Annotated in this window: 18 protein-coding genes and 1 other RNA gene; 17 read left to right on the top strand and 2 right to left on the bottom strand. The window is 52.0% G+C overall.

The window, feature by feature from the left end:
- The first annotated feature begins 142 nt into the window (after positions 1-142).
- A complete protein-coding gene (locus tag IX31_RS04430; protein WP_034455953.1) occupies positions 143-2524 on the top strand; it encodes a glycoside hydrolase family 3 N-terminal domain-containing protein in 2382 nt (793 codons plus the stop codon).
- A gap of 130 nt (positions 2525-2654) precedes the next feature.
- On the opposite strand, the gene rprA is transcribed toward IX31_RS04430, so the two are convergent.
- Positions 2655-2761: antisense sRNA RprA (gene rprA, locus IX31_RS22200), an RNA gene on the bottom strand.
- 185 nt (positions 2762-2946) lie between these two features.
- Positions 2947-4047, bottom strand: coding sequence for an AI-2E family transporter YdiK (ydiK, locus tag IX31_RS04425; protein ID WP_034455952.1), 1101 nt, complete (start codon positions 4045-4047; stop codon positions 2947-2949).
- Positions 4048-4437: 390 nt separating this feature from the next.
- On the opposite strand from ydiK, the gene ydiJ reads away from it, so the two are divergent.
- From ydiJ to eutC, 16 genes are all read left to right on the top strand, one after another.
- A complete protein-coding gene (gene ydiJ / locus IX31_RS04420; protein WP_034455951.1) occupies positions 4438-7494 on the top strand; it encodes a D-2-hydroxyglutarate dehydrogenase YdiJ in 3057 nt (1018 codons plus the stop codon).
- The gene (gene menI, locus IX31_RS04415) at positions 7491-7901 is read left to right on the top strand and encodes a 1,4-dihydroxy-2-naphthoyl-CoA hydrolase (protein ID WP_034455950.1); all 411 of its coding nucleotides are present in this window, start codon (positions 7491-7493) and stop codon (positions 7899-7901) included. Before ydiJ ends, menI begins: the two co-directional genes overlap by 4 nt.
- Positions 7902-8110: 209 nt before the next feature.
- Positions 8111-8446 (top strand): ethanolamine utilization microcompartment protein EutS, encoded by a 336-nt coding sequence (eutS, locus tag IX31_RS04410; protein ID WP_034455949.1) that lies wholly within the window; start codon positions 8111-8113, stop codon positions 8444-8446.
- Positions 8447-8450: 4 nt separating this feature from the next.
- On the top strand, positions 8451-8912 hold the full coding sequence (gene eutP, locus IX31_RS04405) for a EutP/PduV family microcompartment system protein (RefSeq protein ID WP_034455948.1): 462 nt from the start codon (positions 8451-8453) through the stop codon (positions 8910-8912).
- Positions 8909-9595, top strand: a complete 687-nt coding sequence (eutQ, locus tag IX31_RS04400) for an ethanolamine utilization acetate kinase EutQ (RefSeq protein WP_034455947.1) — start codon at positions 8909-8911, stop codon at positions 9593-9595. Before eutP ends, eutQ begins: the two co-directional genes overlap by 4 nt.
- A gap of 12 nt (positions 9596-9607) precedes the next feature.
- Positions 9608-10417: an ethanolamine utilization cob(I)yrinic acid a,c-diamide adenosyltransferase EutT gene (gene eutT, locus IX31_RS04395; RefSeq protein WP_034455946.1), complete on the top strand. Its 810-nt coding sequence runs from the start codon at positions 9608-9610 to the stop codon at positions 10415-10417.
- Entirely contained in the window at positions 10407-11429 is a 1023-nt protein-coding gene (gene pta, locus IX31_RS04390) for a phosphate acetyltransferase (protein ID WP_034455944.1), read from the top strand. The genes eutT and pta overlap by 11 nt, the downstream gene beginning before the upstream one ends.
- A gap of 63 nt (positions 11430-11492) precedes the next feature.
- Positions 11493-11786 (top strand): ethanolamine utilization microcompartment protein EutM, encoded by a 294-nt coding sequence (gene eutM, locus IX31_RS04385; RefSeq protein ID WP_034455942.1) that lies wholly within the window; start codon positions 11493-11495, stop codon positions 11784-11786.
- Positions 11787-11876: 90 nt separating this feature from the next.
- On the top strand, positions 11877-12164 hold the full coding sequence (gene eutN, locus IX31_RS04380; protein ID WP_034455941.1) for an ethanolamine utilization microcompartment protein EutN: 288 nt from the start codon (positions 11877-11879) through the stop codon (positions 12162-12164).
- 15 nt (positions 12165-12179) lie between these two features.
- Positions 12180-13589: an aldehyde dehydrogenase family protein gene (locus tag IX31_RS04375; RefSeq protein WP_034455940.1), complete on the top strand. Its 1410-nt coding sequence runs from the start codon at positions 12180-12182 to the stop codon at positions 13587-13589.
- Positions 13590-13601: 12 nt separating this feature from the next.
- A complete protein-coding gene (gene eutJ / locus IX31_RS04370; protein WP_034455939.1) occupies positions 13602-14441 on the top strand; it encodes an ethanolamine utilization protein EutJ in 840 nt (279 codons plus the stop codon).
- Positions 14431-15618 (top strand): iron-containing alcohol dehydrogenase, encoded by a 1188-nt coding sequence (locus tag IX31_RS04365; protein WP_034455938.1) that lies wholly within the window; start codon positions 14431-14433, stop codon positions 15616-15618. Before eutJ ends, IX31_RS04365 begins: the two co-directional genes overlap by 11 nt.
- Before the next feature lie 46 nt (positions 15619-15664).
- Positions 15665-16909, top strand: coding sequence for an ethanolamine utilization protein EutH (gene eutH, locus IX31_RS04360; protein ID WP_034455937.1), 1245 nt, complete (start codon positions 15665-15667; stop codon positions 16907-16909).
- Entirely contained in the window at positions 16906-18303 is a 1398-nt protein-coding gene (gene eutA, locus IX31_RS04355; protein ID WP_034455936.1) for an ethanolamine ammonia-lyase reactivating factor EutA, read from the top strand. Before eutH ends, eutA begins: the two co-directional genes overlap by 4 nt.
- 12 nt (positions 18304-18315) lie before the next feature.
- Entirely contained in the window at positions 18316-19677 is a 1362-nt protein-coding gene (locus IX31_RS04350; RefSeq protein ID WP_034455935.1) for an ethanolamine ammonia-lyase subunit EutB, read from the top strand.
- Positions 19678-19696: 19 nt separating this feature from the next.
- A complete protein-coding gene (eutC, locus tag IX31_RS04345; protein WP_034455933.1) occupies positions 19697-20590 on the top strand; it encodes an ethanolamine ammonia-lyase subunit EutC in 894 nt (297 codons plus the stop codon).

Here is a 20590-nt window from a genome sequence, read left to right as displayed (position 1 = left end):
ACTTACCGTTAAAAACCAAAAAACGTAATCTCTCAGTCTATTCTGGCAATTGTTTACTCCCTCATTCATCACCCATATTGATAATTAAAAAATTATCTTCGCGAACAGTCGCGTGGATGGCTGAACTCGAAAGGGGAATATTATGTCTGCCATTTATAAGGATGCTCACCGCCCGGTAAATGAACGTGTCGCTGATCTGCTGTCGCGCATGACCCCGGAAGAAAAATTTGCCCAAATGCATGCATGGTGGCTGGTTTTATCAAGTGATGGTAACCACCGGGAGCGCACGGATTTAAGCGATGAATTTGCAGGGGTAAAGGAACAGTCGGCACTTACCGAGCGTATTAAACTGGGGGTGGGGCAAATTACTCGACCATTGGGCACTCATATTGTTGATGCCAAAGAAGGCGTGCGTGCCGCTAACCGCTTACAGAAAACGCTGTTAGAAGAAACCCGACTGGGTATTCCGGCGCTGTTTCATGAAGAGTGTCTGGTGGGCCTGTTGTGCAAAGATGCTACGTTATTTCCTTCATCCCTGAATTATGGCTCGACCTGGGATTTGGATCTGATTGAACGTGCGGCTGCTGCTATTGGCGAAGAGGCTCGTTCAACCAACTGCCACCAGGGGCTGGCTCCGGTGTTAGATGTGTCGCGCGATGTGCGTTGGGGCCGTACGGAAGAGACTTTTGGTGAGGACCCGTGGCTGGTTGGGATGATGGCGACGCATTATGTCAAAGGCTTGCAGGGTAAAAACCGTGACCTGTTAGCCACGCTGAAACATTACGTTGGTCACTCATTTAGTGAAGGTGCGCGTAATCACGCTCCGGTTCATCTTGGTTTTTGCGAACTAAACGATATTTTTTTGCTGCCGTTTGAGATGGCGGTGAAGCTCGCTAATGCGGGTTCGGTAATGCCGGCTTATCACGATATTGATAACCAGCCGGGTCACTCTGACGAATTCCTGATGACCACAGTCTTGCGTGAGCAGTGGGGCTTTGACGGACTGATTGTGGCCGATTACGGCGGCGTGAGCTTGCTGCATCAACATCATGGTGTTTCACATGATGCAGCAGAGTCTGCGGCGCTGGCATTTAATGCTGGGCTGGATGTGGAGCTACCGAAAGATGATTGTGCTCGCCATCTTTCAGAAGCAGTAGAGCGCGGACTTATCACTATGCAAAAAGTCGATGAGATTGTAACTCGCGTATTAAAAGAGAAGTTCCGACTTGGCTTATTTGAGCATCCTTACCGTGATGAAAGCGGTGTGGTGCTGCAAAGTGCAGCCACCATAAAGATTGCTCGGGACGTGGCGACACGGTCAATCACCATGCTTGAGAACGACGGAACGTTACCGTTGAAGGGGCAGCCACGCGTTGCGGTGATTGGCCCGACGGCTGATGATCCGCTTGCACTCCTGAGCGGCTATAGTTTCCCGGTGCATCTGATTATCAGCGATATGCTTGAGCAAACCTCGCAAGTGACAACGCCGCTGGAAGCTCTGCGTAATCAACTGGGCAGCGATAATGTGCATTACAGCAAAGGTTGCCACATTATTGAGAAACGCATGGCTGGCGCGCCGGTATTTCCCGGTGATAGCGGTGGCAAACAGATGCAGGCATCACCGGTGTCAGATGATATGTCACTGATTCCTGAGGCCGTGAAAACCGCTGAGCAAAGCGATGTTGTGGTGCTGTGCGTCGGGGACTTATCCGGTTTGTTCCAAAGCGGTACGGTTGGAGAAGGTTCAGACACGGATAGTCTGTTGTTGCCTGGCGTGCAGCAACAGTTACTTGATGCGTTGATTGCTACTGGCAAACCGGTAGTTGTTGTGATGACCGGTGGGCGGCCATACAACCTGGGTGGTCAGGAAGATAACGTTGCGGCGCTATTAATGGCCTGGGCGCCGGGGCAAGAAGGCGGCCATGCGATCGCCGATATTATTACCGGCCATGCAGAGCCTGGCGGGCGGCTGGTCGTTTCCATCCCCAAAAGCGCGGGGGCGATGCCCTATTACTACAATCATAAACTGAAGAGCGGCGGCACACCGTTTGCTTTCCATTTTGGTTCTCGTTACCCATTCGGTTTTGGTAAAACCTGGACTGAATTTGATTACGGTCCGCTACAGTTTGAAAGCAGAGATGTTCCTAATGAAGGCGGCGTAGTTAGCGTTGGCATCACCGTGAGCAACAATGGGATGGTGTCCGGGAGTGAAGTTGTGCAGCTGTATGTTCACGATAAAGTCGCATCAATGGTGCGCCCTGTTCAGGAATTAAAAGCGTTCCAGCGGGTGCATCTTGAACCCGGTGCCAGTGCGCGGCTCACATTTAGCGTTCCGACCGATATGCTGAATTTCACGTCACGACGCGGAGAACGCATAGTTGAAGCAGGCGAGTTTGAGATTCGTGTCGGGGCTTCCAGTGCGGATATTCGAAGCTCTGGATGTGTGATGATCACTGGTGACACTAAGGTAATTGGTGGTAACTGGCGAATGGTGAGTCATTGCAAGATTGAATATCTAAAGTAATCCCCTAAATAATTCGAGTTACAGCAAGGCGGCAAGGGAGCAAATCCCCAGGAGTTTACTTTAGTAAATGACTGGGGTTTGTGAGTGCAGCCAACGCAGCTGTAGCTTGAAGAATGACGGGGATAAAAGGATAAAAAAAAGCCCATCGTTGAGATGGGCAAAGACTACACACAGCAATTCGTTGTTTCACTCAGGGGATTTCCATGCTTATAAATCAATGTGTTGATTCATAGCCGTGAAGTAATAGTAGGCATCTCATCCTGGAGCGTCACTCGGATTCGTCTCAATAGTTAATAGAAAGTAAACGGTTAGAGCCACATTACGGCATGTTTGCAGAATCAAAAGCTTGAATTAATAAGTGTTGTTAATTGATTTCGTTATGTCGCCCCATGGAAGGGGCGACATAAGATTACTGCAGGGTTTTATTCGCGTTCTTCCAGGACTTCTACCACTTCATTCGGATCATCCTGTGGCGCGGGAGCCTCGTGCATCCATACCGAAATCAAACGGTAAGAGACTGCCAGTAGAACCGGCCCGATAAACAAGCCAATCATACCAAAGGCAATCAATCCTCCGATAACGCCTGAGAGAATCAGGATCATGGGCAAGTCCGCACCCATACGAATCAGTACCGGACGGATAAAGTTATCCATCGTGCCTACTACGCAGCTCCATACCAGCAGCACCGTGCCCCACGTGTTATCACCGGTCCAGTACAACCAGGCAATTGAAGGCACCAGCACCAGCAATGGGCCAATTTGCACCAGGCAACATAACATCATCACCACGGTGAGCAGCGTCGCATTTGGGATACCTGAAATGGCAAGCCCCACACCGCCTAAAACCGACTGAACCAGCGCAGTGACAACAACACCAAGTGCTACAGCGCGAATCGCTTGCCCGGCAAGTAATACAGCAGCATCACCACGAGTCCCCGCGAGGCGAAATGCAAAGTGGCGAATCCCATTGCCTAGCGTTTCACCTTTCGCATACAGCAACACGCTAAATAGCAGCATCAGGCCACAATGCATCAGGAAACTGCCTACATGTATCGCCTGGCCGAGGAACCAGGTGGTTGTGGTACCAATGTATGGGCGCACCTTCGCCATAATGGCACTGCCACCACTCTCAACGAGTGTATTCCAGCCTGCGTAGAGTTTGTCGCCAATAAGTGGAATGGTATTAAGCCACTCAAATTTCGGTAACTCCATATTGCCTTTGGTCGCCCAATCAATAACCGGGCCGCTGTTATCCACCAGGCTATTTACCAGCAACGCAACCGGAATAACAAACAACATCAACAGCAATAGGGTCATCACAAGAACGGCAAGCGAACGTTTCCCCCACAATAATTTCTGAACTTTGAGCATCAGTGGCCAGGTGGCGAGCACGATTGTACCTGCCCAGGCAAAACCAAGAACAAATGGGCGGACTATCCACAAACAAGCGATGATCATCACCGAGATAAACAACACCGACAGCAGGATTTGTAGCAGATCCTTTGGCTGACTCACTTTAACCATAGATAAAATCCCTTAATTACTGATAACGGGCAAAACGCCACGTTAAAACCGCGAAGCGGATGTGTTAATGATGATGTATTTCCTCGATTTTGGACAGGTACAAAACAGACGGGAATGTCTGAATAAAATGTGTTAAAAAATAAATACCCGTCATCCTTCAAGTTACAGCGGTGTTGGCTGCATTCACTTACCCGAATCACTTACTTATGTATGCTCATCGGGATAAGTTCTTTTGCCGCCAGGCTGTAACTCGAATGATTTAGGGTACAAATGGAAGCAAACGCAAACGATAACTCATAACTCTTTTACCCTTTTGCATTCGAGTTGCAGCCAACCCACTGCAGCTTGAAGAATGGTGGGTATACAACGTCAGGCAGGGTCGGAAAGTCAATGATCCCACAAATTTCTCAGGCACCAGGTCTTGTTCAATTGGTGCTCAATTTTTTGCAGGCACTGGAACAACAAGGTTTTACCGGCGATACCGCCACCAGCTACGCTGACAGGCTAACTATGGCTACTGACAACAGTATTTATCAACTGTTGCCAGATGCAGTGTTATTCCCTCGTTCTACGGCCGATGTGGCATTACTTGCCAGACTGGCTTCTGAAGAACGCTTCAAAACTCTGGTCTTTACACCACGCGGTGGCGGCACCGGCACTAACGGTCAGTCTTTGAATAAAGGCATCGTTGTCGACATGTCACGCTATATGAATCGCATCATTGAAATTAACCCCGAGCAGGGTTGGGTGCGAGTCGAAGCGGGTGTGATTAAAGATCAGCTCAACCAATATTTGAAACCTTACGGTTATTTCTTCGCGCCGGAACTTTCCACCAGTAACCGCGCAACACTAGGTGGGATGATTAATACCGATGCATCAGGGCAAGGTTCATTGGTTTACGGCAAAACGTCTGACCACGTTATGGGCGTTCGTGCTGTGTTGTTGGGGGGAGATATTCTCGACACGCACCCAATGGCGACAATGCTTGCTGAAGAAATGGGGCGCGATGAAAGCCCAACCGGCAGGATTTATAACACGGTGCTTGAGCGTTGCCGCGAACAACGCCAGTTGATTATCGACAAATTCCCGAAACTTAACCGCTTCCTGACCGGCTACGATCTGCGACACGTTTTCAACGACGACCTTTCGCAGTTCGACCTGACGCGCATTCTTTGTGGTTCAGAAGGTACGCTGGCGTTTATCACTGAGGCGAAACTGGATATCACGCGCCTGCCAAAAGTGCGCCGCCTGGTGAATATCAAGTATGACTCCTTCGACTCTGCGCTCCGCAACGCGCCGTTTATGGTAGAAGCCCGTGCACTTTCCGTCGAAACCGTCGATTCAAAAGTCCTGAACCTGGCGCGTGAGGATATTGTCTGGCATTCGGTCAGTGAATTAATCACCGATGTTCCTGGCAAAGAGATGCTGGGCCTGAACATTGTGGAGTTTGCAGGGGATGACCTGGAACTCATCGAAGGCCAGGTTGCTTCACTGTGCGAGCGTCTTGACTCGCTGATTACTCAAGGCGAAGGCGGCGTTATCGGCTGGCAGGTTTGTACTGAGCTTGCCGGCATCGAGCGCATTTATAACATGCGCAAGAAAGCCGTTGGCCTGCTCGGTAACGCAAAAGGGCAGGCCAAACCTATCCCGTTTGCGGAAGATACCTGCGTGCCGCCGCATCATCTGGCCGATTACATCACTGAGTTCCGCGCTTTGCTTGATAGCCATAACCTGAGTTACGGCATGTTTGGGCACGTTGACGCGGGCGTTTTACATGTGCGCCCGGCACTGGATATGACCGATCCGCATCAGGAAGTGCTGATGAAGCGCATTTCTGACGATGTGGTTGCGCTCACTGCGAAATATGGCGGTTTGTTGTGGGGCGAACATGGTAAAGGCTTCCGTGCAGAATACAGCCCGGCATTCTTTGGCGAAACGTTATATGAAGAACTGCGCCGTATTAAAGCGGTATTCGACCCCGATAATCGCCTGAACCCTGGCAAAATCTGCCCGCCGTTAGGTGTGGATGACCCCATGATGCAGGTTGATGCGGTGAAGCGCGGCACATTTGACCGCCAAATTCCGATTGCGGTGCGCACATCCTGGCGCGGAGCGATGGAGTGTAACGGTAACGGCTTGTGCTTTAACTTCGATGTGAAAAGCCCTATGTGCCCATCGATGAAAATCACCAGCAACCGTATTCACTCCCCGAAAGGCCGTGCGACGCTAACGCGAGAATGGCTGCGCCTGCTGGCGGATCGTGGCGTTGACCCGGACGCGCTGGAAAAACAGCTACCTGAGAAACGCGCCAGTTTACGTACACTTATCGAGCGTAGCCGTAACTCCTGGCATGCCCGCAAAGGCGAGTACGATTTCTCCCATGAAGTGAAAGAGGCGATGTCCGGTTGCCTGGCGTGTAAAGCTTGTTCCACGCAATGCCCGATAAAAATCGACGTGCCGGAATTCCGCTCGCGCTTCTTACAGCTCTATCACACGCGTTATTTGCGCCCGATGCGTGATCACCTTGTGGCCACCGTCGAAAGCTACGCGCCGCTGATGGCTCGTGCGCCGAAAACCTTTAACTTCTTTATGAGCCAGCCGTGGGTGCGCAATCTTTCTGCCAAACATATCGGCATGATCGATCTACCAATGCTTTCAACGCCATCGTTGCAGCAGCAGTTAGTAGGGCACACTTCAGCAAACACCACGCTTGAACAGCTTGAAAGTTACAGCGCTGAGAAGCGTGCCAAAACGGTGCTGGTGGTGCAGGATCCGTTCACCAGTTACTACGATGCGCAGGTGGTGGCTGATTTTGTGCGCCTGGTCGAGAAGCTTGGGCTGGAACCAGTAGTTCTGCCATTTTCACCAAACGGCAAAGCGCAGCATATCAAAGGTTTTCTGCAAAAATTCGCCCGTACCGCGCGTAAAACTTCTGAGTTCCTGAATCGCATTGCGAAACTGGGAATGCCAATGGTCGGCGTCGATCCGGCGCTGGTACTCTGCTATCGCGATGAATACAAACAAACGTTGGGTGAGGAACGGGGGGACTTCCACGTGCAATTGGTTCACGAATGGCTGCCTGCTGTGTTGGAAAAACGTGAAATGACAAGCGTTGGTGGGGAGTCGTGGTATCTGTTTGGCCACTGTACAGAAGTCACCGCGCTGCCGACAGCACCGAACCAGTGGGCAGCGATATTTGCCCGCCTGGGCGCGAAGCTTGAAAACGTCAGCGTTGGTTGTTGCGGTATGGCGGGAACCTACGGGCATGAAGTGAAAAACCATGCGAACTCGCTTGGGATTTACGAACTTTCATGGCACCAGGCAATGCAGCGCCTGCCACGCCAACGCTGCCTGGCAACGGGATATTCTTGCCGCAGCCAGGTAAAACGTGTGGAAGGCAACGGTGTTCGCCATCCGCTACAGGCGCTACTGGAGATTCTGGGATGATCTGGCGACGTGAAGTAAATCTGGATGCGCTCAATAAAATGGGCGCCGAGAATATGGTAGCGCATGTGGGTATTGTTTTTACCCGCATTGACGATAACGAGCTGGAAGCCATCATGCCGGTTGATCACCGCACCCGTCAGCCGTTTGGTCTGCTGCACGGCGGAGCGTCCGTTGTACTTGCGGAAACGCTTGGCTCGGTAGCGGGCTATTTGTGTACCGAAGGCGAGCAGAAAATTGTCGGGCTTGAAGTCAACGCCAACCATCTGCGATCCGCGCGAGAAGGCATCGTGCGCGGAGTGTGTAAGGCAGTGCATGTTGGCCGTCGCCATCAGGTGTGGCAAATCGAAATCAGCGACGAGCAAGGGCGGCTTTGCTGCACATCGCGTTTAACAACCGCGGTAGTGTGATAAATAGCCTTCCCAGGAATTATTCGAAAATAAATAATAATGGCGGTGGGATATTATCCCGCCGCATTTTATTTACATCCTGAAATGAATAACCGTGCTTTTCTGTATTTATTGAGTGATCCACTTCACCTTTCCCCATTAGTTGCCGAAATTTGTTATTCCCTTTTGCGATTTATTGTCAGCATGGAGGTAATTCTTCAGGAGGCGCAATGGAAAAGGAACGCATTATTCAGGAATTTGTTCCTGGAAAACAGGTAACACTGGCACATTTAATTGCCCACCCAGGCGAAGAACTGGCAAAGAAAATAGGTGTGCCAGGCGCCGAAGCCATTGGCATTATGACGCTGACTCCCGGTGAAACGGCGATGATAGCGGGGGATCTCGCCACAAAAGCCGCCAGCGTACAAATAGGTTTTCTGGACAGATTTAGCGGCGCGTTAGTGGTTTACGGCTCAGTAGGTTCGGTAGAAGAAGCATTACAACAAACGATAACCGGCCTTAGCAACATTCTCAGTTATACCGTCTGTACGCTGACGCGGAGTTAGTCAAATGAAACGCATCGTTTTTGTTGGCACCGTAGGCGCAGGTAAAACAACATTATTTAATGCATTGCAGGGGAATTATTCACTGGCTCGAAAAACGCAAGCGGTTGAATTTAGCGATGTGGGAAACATTGATACGCCAGGGGAATTTTTAAGCCATCCGCGTTTATATTCTGCATTAATTAATACCCTGGTCGATGCGGAATTATTGATATATGTCCACGCTGCCAATGATCCGCAATGCCGTATTCCTGCAGGGTTGTTGGATATTTATCCTCGCCTGACACGCGTTGCGGTAATAAACAAAATTGATTTGCCCGAAGCAAATATTGCGCAGACGCAGGCGATGTTAATTGACGCAGGGTTTACGCCGCCAATATTTGCACTGAACAGCCTGGATGCTGCAAGCGTCAGGCAACTTGAGGATTATCTGGCTGAAGAGTGTGGCCGGGAGGAACCTGTTCAATGAAAAAACTCATTACGGCTAATGATGTGCGTGAAGCGGATGGCAAAGGTCATAAAACAATTTCTTTTGTGCTCAAAGAATCTATCGTCACGCCGGAAGCCCGTGTTGTTGCCGAGCAACTGGGGATAGCGTTAGTGGAAGAAGGGGCGAACCAAACGGTCGCAGACAATACACCGCCGCGTCCTGAACGCCAGCGTATTCGTGAAGAGATCATCTCTCAGTTGCCGGAAGGCCAATTTACTGAAACCCTGGTGGCGCAGCTTATTGAAAAGGTTGAGCAAGAGCAGAAAACGCGCGCCGCCGGTGGAATGCAACCCAGTTTTCGGGCTGTAACCGGCAAGGGCGGCATCAAAGTCATTGATGGTAGTTCGGTGAAGTTTGGCCGTTTTGAAGGTGCTCAAGAACCTTGCGTTGGATTAACCGATCTCGTGACGGGAGCAGATGGCAGCAGCATGGCCGCTGGTTTTATGCAGTGGGAAAACGGCTTTTTCCCCTGGACCCTGAATTACGACGAAATCGATATGGTGCTGGAAGGGGAGTTACATATTCGCCACGAAGGCGAAACGCTTATCGGGAAAGCAGGCGATGTGATGTTTATCCCGAAAGGCTCCAGTATTGAATTTGGCACCACTAGCCACGTTCGTTTTCTGTATGTCGCCTGGCCTGCCAATTGGCAGGAATGTTGAGACGGGGCGCTTATGAGCACCTTCATCACCGAAGACTGGCTGCGGGCAAACCACACTCTCAGCGAAGGGAGCGAAATTCGCCTTCCTGCTGACAGTCGTATGACGCCATCTGCCCGTGAGTTGATCGACGCTCGCCATTTACTGGTGAAATTTCAGGATGAGGACGGGCGGCTGTTTGTTAAAGCTCAAGAACAGTTGCAGCCGGTACATGGCTTGACAAGCGAGTCTGTGGCTTCGGTCGCGCATTGCGAGCTTTGCCTGCAACAAGTGAAAGAAAAACCAGACACCCTGACGCATCTTAATGCGCAAGTATTTGTGGCGAAAAATGATCCTCGGCTGGCGTTTCGCGCCAGCCTGGATAGTTCGATTGCTACAGCGGTATGGCTGCAAACCGAATTTGATAAAACAGTAGCACTTTGGCTGGCGGATATTCGCTCGTTGCTCGGCAACATTATGCGTGCTGATGCACTGGAACAGGCGCTGGCAGAACAACAAATCTTTGGTTTATCGGCTGATGATTTACACCGTTTATCGCATCAACCGCTGAAATACCTTGGGCACGATCATCTGGTTCCTGATGCGGCTCATGGGCGTGATGTTGCGCTGTTAAATCTGCTGCGCACCAAAATTCGTGAAACAGAAATCTGTGCTGCAACGGTGTTTATTGGCGCGGATTACCACGTACAAAAAGCCGATTTATTGCAAGCGCTAAACCGGCTTTCTAGCGCGGTTTATGTACTGATGATCCTGTGTCTGAAAAAAGAGTGGCCAAATGCGGATGCGCTGCAACGGCGGCTGGCAGGAGGCAAACATGCTGCTTGATCGCTGTCGTCGCCAGGCGCAAAGCCAGCCTAAGCGTATCGTCTTTCCGGATGCGCAAGATGCCCGCGTAATTGAAGCGGCGCATTACCTGCAACACCACGCTCTGGCGCAGCCCATTCTGTTGGCCAATCCGTTTGCCTTACGCCATTTTGCCCTTGCTGCTGGATTACCGCTCGACGGGTTACACATCATTGACCCGGCAGCGTCACTTGACTGGCAGGCACAGTTTTACCAGCAGCTTGTGCAGCGTCTGGGCGATAAAACCCCGGATGACGCAGTAGAACGCTTGCGCGATCCAATCTGGTTTGCGGCGGCGATGGTTCAGGCAGGTAAAGCTGATGTGTGTATCGCCGGAAATATCTCCTCTACCGCTGCTGTTTTACGCGCGGGATTGAAAGTCATCGGCCTGCGACCCGGGGTAAAAACGCTCTCTTCGCTGTTCTTGATGTTACCGCAAGAAGGTGAGCGGATCCTTGGATTTGCTGATTGTAGTGTGGTGCCACAACCCACCGCCGCACAGCTTGCTGATATTGCTATCAGCAGCGCAGAAAGCTGGCAGGCCATCACAGGGCAATCCGCTTGCGTCGCCATGCTGTCATTTTCAACTAATGGGAGCGCCAGGCATCCTTGTGTTGCCAGTGTCCAACAGGCGACAGACATGGTACGTGAACGTGCTCCAGATCTCTGTGTGGATGGCGAGCTGCAATTTGATGCTGCGTTTGTTCCCCAGGTCGCGGCGCAAAAAGCGCCAGAAAGTGTGCTGGGAGGGCAGGCGAATGTATTCGTTTTCCCGTCGCTGGAGGCGGGCAATATTGGCTACAAAATTGCACAACGCCTGGGAGGATTTCGTGCTCTTGGCCCATTGATTCAGGGATTGAACGCACCTTTACACGATCTTTCTCGTGGCTGCAGTACGCGTGAAATTATTGAGCTGGTGTTGGTTGCTCAAACGACCCTCATCCCATCTCTTTCCCTGAGGGAAAGGGAGCAAACAGTCGAACTCTTGACGTAAGGGAGAGGGCGATTATCGAACCCGCATGAAAACAGATTTTTAACCGAGTGAGAGGAATAAATCATGGAAGCACTAGGACTTATCGAAACCAGAGGTTTGGTTGCAGTGATTGAAGCATCGGATGCGATGGTTAAAGCCGCACGCGTCAAACTGGTTGGCGTGAAGCAAATCGGCGGCGGGCTGGTAACCGCAATGGTTCGCGGTGATGTGGCGGCCTGTAAAGCTGCAACGGATGCCGGGGCCGCTGCAGCCCAGCGTATTGGCGAATTGGTGTCTGTTCACGTTATCCCGCGTCCACATGGCGATTTGGAAGAAGTCTTCCCGATTGGCCTGGGTAGCGACAAAACCATCGATTGATAATCGGTGACGTCATCCCTGGACGTCACCTTTCTTTAACTCGATTAACGGGCAGCCTGGGCTGTACCTGAATGTTGTCCGGAGGCGAGCATGAAGCTGGGAATGGTCATTGGTCAAATCGTTTGCACAGTCCGCCACAGCGGGCTTGAGCACGACAAATTGTTGATGGTGGAAATGATTAACCGCCAGGGTGAACCGAGCGGCGAGTGTGCAGTAGCCACCGACAGCATTGGTGCCGGGAACGGCGAATGGGTGCTGTTGGTGGGGGGCAGTTCCGCCCGCCAGGCACACCACAGTGAAGCCTCTCCGGTCGACATGTGCGTGATAGGCATCGTCGATGAAGTGGTCATGGATAGAGAGATAATCTTCCATAAATAGTGAGGGTTAAGCGACATGGATCGGCAACAAATTGAGCAAGTGGTGAAAGCCGTGCTGGCAGGTATGGCCGCTAATGCGACCTCAGAACCCGTCACAAAACCTTGCAGCGTAGGTGTATTTTCCTCCCTGGATGATGCGGTTCAGGCAGCCGTTACAGCACAAAAATCTTTAACCAGCGTGGCGATGCGCCAGAAAGTAGTTGCGGCAATCCGCTTCGCAGGTGAACAACATGCGCAGGCGCTTGCAGAAATGGCTGTGGCTGAAACTGGAATGGGCCGGGTTATAGACAAATGCGCTAAGAATATTGCTCAGGCGCGTGGTACGCCTGGCGTCGAGTGCCTGACACCTCAAGTGTTAACTGGCGATAACGGTCTGACACTCATCGAAAACGCCCCGTGGGGTGTGGTGGCCTCTGTTACACCATCCACCAACCCGGCGGCAACCGTCATCAATAATGCCATCAGTATGATCTCCGCAGGAAATAGTGTGGTATTTGCGCCCCATCCGGCAGCAAAAAAAGTCTCGCAGCAAACCATTACCTGGCTTAACGAAGCGATTGTGGCAGCTGGCGGGCCGGTGAACTTATTGGTGACGGTTCTGAATCCAGATATCGCTACCGCACAGCGTTTATTTAAATATCCCGGAATCGGTTTGCTGGTGGTCACCGGTGGCGAAGCCGTTGTGGATGCTGCGCGAAAACATACTAACAAACGTTTGATTGCCGCGGGTGCCGGTAATCCGCCAGTGGTGGTGGACGAAACCGCCGATATTCCTCGTGCAGCAAGAGCCATCGTGAATGGTGCTTCGTTCGATAACAACATTATCTGTGCTGACGAAAAAGTGCTGATCGTAGTGGAAAGCGTAGCTGATGCTTTGCTGGAAGAAATGAAGCGCAACCACGCGATTTTGCTCAACGATGAGCAGGCTGAAAAGCTGTTACCTATTTTGTTGAAAAATGTTGATGAGCAGGGAAAAGGGCAAGTTTGCCGTGATTGGGTTGGGCGTGATGCCGCCAAAATCGCTGCGGCTATTGGTATTAACGTAGCGCCTGAAACTCGCTTGTTGCTGGTACAAACCACGGCGCGCCATCCCTTTGCTGTAACAGAAATGATGATGCCAGTATTGCCGGTGATCCGCGTGGCTAACGTGACAGAAGGTATTTCTCTGGCTGTGAAACTGGAAGGCGGATGTCACCACACGGCGGCCATGCATTCGCGCAATATCGATAATATGAACGCCATGGCGAATGCCATCGACACCAGTATTTTTGTCAAAAATGGATCTTGTATTGCCGGTCTGGGGCTGGGGGGCGAAGGCTGGACTTCCATGACCATCACCACACCAACGGGCGAAGGTGTGACATCGGCCAGAACCTTTGTGCGCCTGCGTCGTTGCGTACTGGTCGACGGTTTCCGTATCGTTTAAGGAGAGTAGTCAATGGCTCGCACGGAACAGACCTGGCTCAATGAACGTTTATGTAACGCGTTTTTGTTGTGCAATGGGCAACCCAATGTGGCGCAACAACCGCTGTGGCTGGGTATCGATCTTGGCACATGCGATGTGGTGTCGTTGGTTGTTGACAGCGACTGCCAACCCGTTGCCGTTTGCCTCGACTGGGCCGATGTGGTGCGTGACGGCGTGGTATGGGATTTCTTCGGTGCGGTACAAATTGTGCGCCGCCACCTCGACCGACTCGAGCAGCAGTTAGGTTTTCGTTTTAGCCATGCCGCAACGTCATTCCCTCCCGGCACCGACCCGCGAATTTCAGTCAATGTGCTGGAATCTGCGGGGCTGGAAGTCAGCCGTGTGCTGGATGAACCGACAGCCGTTGCCGATATGCTGCAACTCGACAAAGCGGCGGTAGTAGATATTGGCGGTGGTACAACGGGCATTGCGGTGGTTGCACAAGGGCGCGTGATTTACTCCGGTGATGAAGCCACTGGCGGGCACCATATCTCCCTCACGCTTGCGGGTAATCAGTGTATTGCACTGGAAGACGCTGAACAGATGAAGCGTTGCGGCGATGCTAGTCTCTGGCCGGTGGTTCGTCCGGTGTACGAAAAAATGGCAGACATTGTCGCTCGCCATATTGAAGGCCACGACGTTGAACAGCTTTGGTTGGCGGGTGGCTCTTGTATGCAGCCCGGTGTGGAAGGGCTTTTCCGTCAGCATTTCCCTGAAAAAACCGTAATGCTGCCGCCGCACTCTATTTTCATGACGCCGCTGGCAATCGCCGTTTGCGGTATGACACAAGCGGAGGGCGCACATGCACAGTGAACAAATGCAATCCGCGCTGTATCAGGCGCTGGACATGATGAATGCCCGTAATGTGCATGAATTTGCTGTACCGCCCACCACCTTTATGGGGCCAGGTGCAGTGGCTCGTTGTGGTGAGGCGTTACGTGAGCGCGGCATTCAACACCCTTTGGTGATGGTTGATGGCATGTTGCATCGTGCCGGAATGACGGATGTTCTGGAACGTAATCTGAAGCACAGCGGCATCGCATATGAAATCTGGTCTTGCCCACCGGGCGAACCAATTGACAGCGACATCGGTGCCGCGGTTGAGCAAATCAGCCGTAGTCAGTGCGACGGCATCGTCGCGCTGGGTGGTGGTTCGGTTCTGGATGCCGCAAAAGTGGTGGCGGTGATTGCCACCAATCCTGCGTTGGCCCTCGACAATTTAGTAGCCGGAACGGCATTAAATCGCCGCCTGCCATTTATCGCGATCCCCACCACATCAGGCACAGGTTCGGAAGCGACCAATGTAGCGGTGATTATCGCGGCAAACACGCACCGTAAACAGGTGCTGGTTCATGCCATGTTAATCCCGGACTTAGCGATTATTGATGCGTGTCTGACGCTGGGTGTTCCGCCGCATATTACCGCCGCCACGGGAATTGATGCTTTAACCCATGCCATTGAAGCTTATGTGGCAAGCAATGGCACGCCGTTGACGCGCGGACTTGCGTTTCGCGCCATCCACAGTATCGGGCAGGCATTACCGCAGGCGGTCGGGCAGGGGCAAAACCTGAAGGCTCGCGAAGCCATGATGCTCGCGTCTTACATGGCGGGAATGGCTTTTTCTAACGCGGGTCTTGGTTTGTGTCATGCCACTGCACACCAGATTGGTGCGGCCTATGGCATTCCCCATGGCAAGGCTAACGCCATCATGCTTCCTTCGGTGATGAAGTTTAACCAGCTCGTTTGTAAAAGCGCCTATGGCGAAATCGGCCACGCACTGACGGGCAAATCGTGTGCGGCAAGCGAAACAATCGCTTTCGTAGAACACTTTATTAATGAACTTGAACCAGGCATTGGATTACGCGCCGCAGGTGGTTGCGAAACCGACTTTGCCAATTTTGCCCGCGCGGCGTTGAGCGACATTTGCATTACCACCAATCCACGCACTGTGACGGAAGCCCAGATTATTACGCTGTATCAGGACGCCTGAACGGATATCACACCCGCTTGCTTGCAGGCGATGAAGGAGAAGGGACATGGGTATTAACGACATTATCATGTACATCATGATGATTTTTATGCTGATTGCCGCCGTTGACCGCATTTTTACTCAGTTTGGCGGCTCAGAAAAAATCCTTGGTTTTATCGGTCTTGGCAAACTTGGGAAAAGTATCTCCGGTTCAGGAGGCCAGTTTGAAGAAGGTTTTATGGCTATGGGAGCGCTGGGATTAGCGATGGTCGGGATGACGGCGCTGGCACCGGTTCTGGCTTACTTACTTGGCCCAGTGATTATCCCGGTCTATGAAATGCTTGGCGCAAATCCGTCGATGTTTGCAGGTACCTTACTCGCCTGCGATATGGGCGGTTTTTTCCTCGCTAAAGAACTGGCTGGAGGCGATGTTGCCGCCTGGCTTTACTCTGGGCTTATCCTCGGTTCCATGATGGGGCCAACCATCGTGTTTTCGATCCCCGTAGCGCTGGGGATTATCGAACCTTCTGACCGTCGTTATCTGGCGTTGGGCGTGCTGGCGGGAATTGTCACGATCCCTATTGGTTGTATTGCGGGCGGCCTGGTGGCGATATATTCCGGCGTGGAAGTAAATGGGCAGCCGATTGAATTCACCATGAGCCTGATTCTGCTCAACATGATCCCCGTGTTGATCGTCGCGATTCTGGTGGCGCTTGGGCTGAAATTCATCCCGGAAAAAATGATTAACGGTTTTCAGATCTTCGCCAAAATTCTTGTTGCGATTATTACCGTTGGCCTTGCCGCCGCGGTGGTGAAATTCCTCGTGGGCTGGACGATTATCCCCGGACTTGATCCTATCTTTATGAGTGAAGGGGACAAACCCGGCGAAGTGATGCGCGCCATTGAAGTGATTGGCTCAATTTCTTGTGTACTGCTTGGCGCATATCCGATGGTGCTGCTGCTCACTCGCTGGTTTGATAAACCGTTAATGCGCGTCGGCAATTTACTGAAAATTAACAACATTGCTGCGGGCGGCATGGTGGCAACACTGGCTAACAATATCCCGATGTACGGCATGATGAAGAACATGGATGCGCGGGGTAAAGTCATCAACTGTGCTTTCGCAGTGTCAGCGGCTTTCGCTCTCGGCGACCATCTGGGTTTCGCAGCGGCCAATATGTCACCGATGATCTTCCCTATGATTGTCGGCAAGCTTGTCGGGGGTGTCACGGCGATAGGTGTTGCGATGATGCTGGTGCCCAAAGAAGAAAGCACCCAGGTGATGGCTGAATCTGTGGAGGCGCAATCGTGAAAATTCGCGAACTGCTTAGCGTTGGCATTGACGTCGGAACTACCACTACACAGGTGATTTTCTCCTGTCTGGCATTGGTGAACCGGGCTGCTATTTCGCAGGTGCCGCGCTATGAGTTCGTGAAACGTGAAATTACCTGGCAAAGCCCGGTCTTTTTTACTCCAGTGGACGTGGATGGGCATCTGCGCGAAGCCGAGCTGTTAAGCCTGATTCTCGCGCAGTATCAGGCCGCAGGTATCGCTCCTGAATCCATTGATTCAGGGGCCATTATTATTACCGGTGAAACGGCCAAAACTCGTAACGCAAGACCTGCGGTGATGGCACTTTCCCAACAGCTTGGTGATTTTGTTGTTGCCACCGCAGGGCCACATCTTGAATCAGTTATTGCAGGTTATGGCTCCGGCGCACAGGCGTTATCCCAGCGCCAGTTAAATCGGGTCATTAATATTGATATCGGTGGTGGCACGGCGAATTACGTGCTGTTTGAAGGTGGCAAGGTGGTGGCTTCGGCCTGCCTGAATGTGGGGGGACGACTGTTTGAAACCGATACCCACGGCAACGTTACGTTTATTCATCGACCAGGGCAGTGGATTGCTGACGAGCTGTTTGGTGAAGGCAAACATACGCTGACCCCCGAGCAGCTTGAAACTGTTGCAGACCGTATGGCGCAACTGCTTTACGAAGTGATCACTGGCGAAATTTCACCGCTGGCCCAGCGTCTGTTAATGACCGATGCGCTGCCGGTGGGTAAGCCTGCTGATGTGATTACGCTTTCTGGTGGGGTGGGAGAATGCTATCGCCAGCCGCCAGAAACCCCGTTCGGCTTCGGTGATATTGGCCCGCTTCTGGCTCAGGCGATTCATTGCCATGCCGGATTTACCACGCTGCCGCTGCGTGTCCCTGAACAAACTGTACGCGCCACCGTAATTGGCGCTGGTGCGCACACGCTCTCGCTTTCAGGTAGCACCATCTGGCTCGATGAGCTGGCGTTGCCATTACGCAATATTCCTGTAGTTCATGCCTTAGAAAATGATGATCTGGCGCAGGGCTGGCAGCAGGGGCTTGGGCTGATGGATCTTAATCCGACGCAAGATTGCTACGCGCTAGCGGTGCCTCCCGAATATTCAACCAGCTACGCGACCGTACAACAAATCATTAATGCGTTGAAAATTTTCATCCAACACTTTCCCAGTGTGCAGCCGCTGATTGTCGTGGCAGAGCAAGATTTGGGTAAAGCGCTGGGGATGCTGCTTTATCCACAAATGGGGCAGCGAAAAGTGGCGGTGATCGACGAAGTGGTCACCCGTACTGGCGATTATATCGACATTGGTTTGCCGTTGTTTGACGGATCGGTTGTCCCGGTAACTATCAAATCACTCGCCTTTCCTTCCTGAGGGATCGACACAATGAAACTAAAAACCACGCTGTTTGGGCAAGTTTATCAGTTCAAGGATGTTAAAGAAGTACTGGCGAAAGCCAATGAATTACGCTCCGGCGATGTGTTGGCTGGTGTTGCCGCACATAGTTCGCAGGAGCGTGTGGCGGCTAAACAAGTGCTGTCTGAAATGACGGTTGCCGATATCCGCATGAATCCCGTTATCGCTTATGAAGATGACTGTGTGACGCGAATTATTCAGGATGATATCAACGAAACGTCCTATGCGCGGATTAAAAACTGGAGCATTAGCGAGCTGCGCGAATACATCCTCAGTGATGAAACCAGCGTCGATGATATTGCCTTTTTGCGTAAAGGCATTAGCTCTGAAGTTGTAGCGGCAGTCGCTAAAATTTGTTCCAACGCGGACTTAGTCTACGGTGGCAAGAAAATGCCGGTGATTAAAAAAGCCAATACTACCATTGGCTTACCGGGCACCTTCAGCGCCCGTTTGCAGCCGAACGACACGCGCGACGATGTACGTAGTATTGAAGCGCAAATTTATGAAGGGTTGTGCTTCGGCGTGGGCGATGCGGTTATTGGCGTGAATCCGGTAACGGATGATGTGGGTAACCTGACCCGTGTTCTCGATACCATCTATAGCGTCATCGACAAGTATTCTATTCCGACGCAAGGCTGCGTACTGGCTCACGTCACCACGCAAATTGAAGCCATCAAACGCGGCGCACCCGGCGGACTTATCTTCCAGAGTATTTGTGGCAGCGAGAAGGGGCTTAAAGAGTTTGGCGTTGAGCTTGCGATGTTGGATGAAGCCCGTTCTGTGGGGGCTGAGTTTAATCGTATCGCCGGAGAAAACTGCCTGTACTTCGAAACCGGGCAGGGATCGGCATTGTCTGCCGGGGCTCATTTTGGCGCAGATCAGGTCACCATGGAAGCGCGAAACTACGGGCTGGCCCGCCATTACGACCCTTTCATCGTGAACACCGTGGTGGGGTTCATCGGACCGGAATATCTTTATAACGATCGCCAAATTATCCGCGCCGGTCTTGAAGACCACTTTATGGGCAAACTCAGCGGCATTTCTATGGGCTGCGATTGTTGCTACACCAACCACGCCGATGCGGACCAAAACCTCAATGAAAACCTGATGATCCTGCTGGCGACCGCCGGGTGTAACTACATCATGGGTATGCCGCTTGGCGACGACATCATGCTCAATTATCAGACCACGGCATTTCATGACACGGCCACCGTGCGCCAGTTATTGAATCTGCGACCGTCACCGGAGTTTGAAGCCTGGCTGGAAACAATGGGGCTGATGGCTAATGGCCGTTTAACGTCACGGGCAGGCGACCCGTCGCTGTTCTTCTGAAATCATCAGGGAAATCATCATGGATCAAAAACAGATTGAAGAAATTGTACGCAGCATTCTGGCCAATATGGAAAAACCAGCAATCGCAGCACAACCCACGGTTGCGGTCTCTCCAGTCATGCCAACCGTACCTCAAAGTACAGAAGAGAGTTGTAGCGTCGATTTAGGCTCTGATGAAGCCAAAATGTGGATTGGTGTGCAGAATCCGCATCGCGCCGATGTACTTGAGGAATTACGCCGCAGCACGGTTGCTCGCGTTTGCACCGGGCGTGCTGGGCCGCGTCCTCGCACTCAGGCTTTGCTGCGCTTTTTGGCTGACCATTCACGTTCGAAAGATACCGTTCTCAAAGAAGTACCTGCCGAATGGGTGCAGCAGCAGGGATTACTGGAGCTGCAATCAGAAATCAGCGACAAAAATCTCTACCTCACTCGCCCGGATTTGGGGCGTCGCCTGAGTGCTAACTCCATCGAATTACTGCGTACCAGCTGCAAACAGAACCCGGACGTTCAGGTTGTCATTTCTGACGGCCTTTCAACCGATGCTATCACCGCCAACTACGGTGAGATTTTACCCCCACTGCTGCAAGGGCTGGAGCAATCCGGACTGCATGTCGGCACTCCGTTCTTTGTGCGCTACGGGCGCGTGAAGATTGAGGACCAAATCGGTGAGTTGTTGGATGCGAAGGTCGTGATTTTGCTGGTGGGCGAACGTCCAGGGCTTGGGCAATCAGAAAGTCTATCGTGTTACGCGGTGTACTCGCCAAAAACTGCTACTACGGTAGAAGCTGACCGCACCTGTATCTCAAATATTCACCAGGGTGGCACTCCGCCAGTAGAAGCGGCTGCCGTGATTGTTGATCTTGCAAAACGAATGCTGGCGCAAAAAGCGTCGGGCATCAATTTGAGTCGTTAA

The sequence above is a fragment of the Buttiauxella noackiae genome (assembly GCF_000737905.1).
In the GTDB taxonomy this organism is placed as follows: Bacteria; Pseudomonadota; Gammaproteobacteria; order Enterobacterales; family Enterobacteriaceae; genus Buttiauxella; species Buttiauxella noackiae.
This window is presented reverse-complemented; position numbering and strand designations above follow the sequence as displayed.